This window comes from Emticicia sp. (assembly GCF_049241225.1).
Classification (GTDB): Bacteria; Bacteroidota; Bacteroidia; order Cytophagales; family Spirosomataceae; genus Emticicia.
The window spans coordinates 1-3,213 of the sequence record NZ_JBMLRC010000486.1; the positions used below are offsets into that span (position 1 = coordinate 1).

Consider the following 3,213-nt stretch of genomic DNA (forward strand, 5'->3'; position numbering starts at 1 on the left):
TTGGCCGAACCTACTCCGTGGTGTCTTATTCCGAGAATTGTGATGGGCATTTTTTGATGTAAAGAAAAATATTATTGAAAACTATACAAAATAGGTATAAATGAAGTCTTTACTTTGCATCTATCAACCTTTGAATATCATACATTACTTCCGAAAAGAAAACTGGTGAAATGTCTTTTAACAATACTTTTTCTTGCCAATTTTTGCCAATAAAACTAATTTCGTGTACAGTTGCTTTTGTATTTCCGCCTTGATACCACGCATAGACACCTTCAATACTGGCATAAGCCCGTATTTCAGTTTTTGGATACTTTTTAACCAATTCTAAACGTCCTCCATCGCCTGTGGACTTTATCCATCCATATTTTTCAATGGTAGAGGCAACAAAATCAGCTCCTTTGGGAATATCTTGATTGGCAAAAATTCGAGTATAATTTTTTTCTTGTTCTTCAGAGGGAACTCTAAATACTGTCCTATCTAACTGAGGGAATATGGGAGCCTTATCTAATTCATAGATTTTTGCTTTCCATAAATTTATTTGTTCGGGTGTTAAATAAATTGGGTGAAGTATTGAGATTTTATCGGTTTCTTCTAATTCAATTTCTTCATCGGAAAAATTATAAAGTGAAGTATCTTCATGATAGTAAAATACATATTTTAATTGATGATTTTCGTCGAAAACCGCCCAAAGTAATTTCATTGAATAGACAAACATAATAGGATTTTGCAAGAAAAATGCCTGCCATTGTTCAGAAGTCCATTGTCGTTCTTCGATTAAATATTTTTCTAATCGACCACTTTGCGATTTTACAATATCTCTTACTTCTTTTTCAATTTCTTTGAACTCCTTTTTTAATTCACTATTTGTGTTTTTCGGAACTGATTTTCTTAGTTTATTATCTTCATCAAAAAAACAAAGCGTAAAGTCCGAACTGATGAAGGCTCTGTATTCTTCACCATCAACATCAAACGCTTTGAATAGGCCTTCAAACTCAAAATCAGGGATTATTCTATCGGCCAATTCATCAGTAGAAATATTCAATTCGGTGGCGGCTGCACTTAAAACCTGTATGGCTCTTTCACTAACCGACGGTCTTTTGCTGGCAAATTTTCTGGATATAACTTCTACGTTTCTGAGTGCTTTGTTTGTACCAATCATTCCCATCGCTTCTACGGCATATTCGGCCATTTTATACCGTTTTTCACCCATATTATAAGTGAAAATACTTTTTAAAGTAGGTAAAACTTCATCACCGCCGAGTTGTCCGCCTGTTGTTAGATAATGTTTGAATTTTGTATTTGAACCACTATCCGCAAATGCTTGAATCAGTTTTTTTGCAAATGCCCCACTGCGAGTTTTATCAATTACATTCATGGTTTGCCTAATTTCTGTATCAGAATTTAAGCCTTTTCCTCTCGCCATCCGATAAAATAGAAATCTTACTTCTATTTCATTTAATTTAGAATCATCTATCCAGTAAATAGCTGGCAAATCTCGCTCATCTATCCACTTTTCAGAGAGTTTACTCAATTTTCCTCTCTTTTCTGCTTTAATAATGAGGTCTTTTATTTGAGATAGCGATAATTGTTTACCATAAAGTTCTTCATTTAGAGCTTCAATTATAATATCACGAGTGTCATCATTTTTTTCGGTATCAATTACATTTTTCAGTGCTTCATTAGCCTCTTCGTTATTCAGTTTGGATAAAACCAATGCTCCTACGATTCGATTATCTGCATTTTTTGCTGATAAAAGTTCTTTAGCTTTGCTAAAAACCTGTTTCCCTAATTTGGCTAAGGTTTCCGTAGCGAGTTCTCTTGTAGCTTTTGTTGAGTGATTAATAGCGTAATCAAATAGTTTATCAGCTATTGATGAAAAATCAAATTGTTGAATAATACCGAAAACTTGGGCGTGAAAATGGTTCTCGACGTATTTTGAGTTTTTGTGTATTGCTTCCACCAAATAGGGTAAACTATCTTGACCGAAATATTCACTTAAAAATTTAGGGAAAGCTGGATAATAAAAATCGGCATAACTGATATATGCCTCTATTCGTGGAATAGCCTTTACTTTGTCTTTTTCAAGCAAATATTTGGCTATCGCAACGCTTGCAGGCTCGCCGTGTTGCCCAGTATTTATGTAATTCTCACTTATATAGCCATAAAAATGCGAATGGTTTTCTGCTTTACAGGTTTTTGTGTAATACTCGTTTATAAGTGTATCTATGTCATCTTCATATTTGTTGGGTAGTGCTTTATCAAGTTTAAAATAAATTGCTAATTTCTGATAAGATTCACTTTTGCAACTTAGGATAGCATTTACAGCTTCTTTTTCAAACCTTACAGCATCCTTATCAAGAGCATATAGAATGACAGAATGGTCTAAGCGTTTTGGATTATAATTATCGGGCATTATACACATATACCTTTCATATAAACCCTCTAATGCTTTTGGATAATAATCAAGCAGAAATTGAAAATTTAGAGATTTAAACCCTGATTCGTTTTGAGCGAGAGCTTTCTCGTTTAATCTATTAGCTATTTTATTGGTTTTAAAGATATTGAATATTCCTTCCTCCCTTTCCAATAAATTCAGTAGATATTTTCCTGCAGGAGAGAGCTTTTTTTCTTGGTTTATGTATTCATAAAATATTGCCCAACTATTGTTGTTGATGATAATGTCGCAAATATTTTCATCTGAAAAACCTTGTTGTTTAAAGAAAGCTAAGTAAGTATCAAAATCTACTTGATTTATTCCATTATAGTTAATCAGTTTGGTAGAAATGAAGTTATTTATAATCCAATAAAATTGGTTTGAATGATTACTAATCGGTCTAATTAAACTCTTAACTACCTTATCATCTGTAGTCCAAAATTGGTGATTCCTACATAGAATAGTTGATAAATAATCGTAAGCAGGATAATTGTCTCCGCCAAATGGAGGAAGTGAAATATCCTTACCTAATAAAAAATCTGACAAAATGTGTAATTGAGACGCATATACTTTAATATAATCCTTATTGTATCGGTCTAATTGCTCGATATGACGCTGAGTGATTCGTTTTATAAACTCTTCTCTTGTTTCCATTTTAATAAGTTTTATGAATTACATCACAATATCCTTACACGCACGATAAACATCTTTCCAATCTTCACGTGGTTTGATTACGGTTTCGAGGTATTCGTTCCAAACAACTTTGTCTTGTACGGGGT

General features: G+C 33.0%; 1 protein-coding gene. It reads right to left on the reverse strand.

Going from position 1 to position 3,213, the window contains the following annotated elements; translation table 11 throughout:
- Positions 1-109: 109 nt before the first annotated feature.
- On the reverse strand, positions 110-3,088 hold the full coding sequence (locus tag ACOVO2_RS25380) for a DUF4132 domain-containing protein (RefSeq protein WP_421772667.1): 2,979 nt from the start codon (positions 3,086-3,088) through the stop codon (positions 110-112).
- Positions 3,089-3,213 lie beyond the last annotated feature (125 nt).

Excerpts from the sequence above, each read along its gene's own strand:
- ACOVO2_RS25380 (WP_421772667.1), bottom strand. The coding sequence starts at position 3,088 with ATGGAAACAAGAGAAGAGTTTATAAAACGAATCACTCAGCGTCATATC.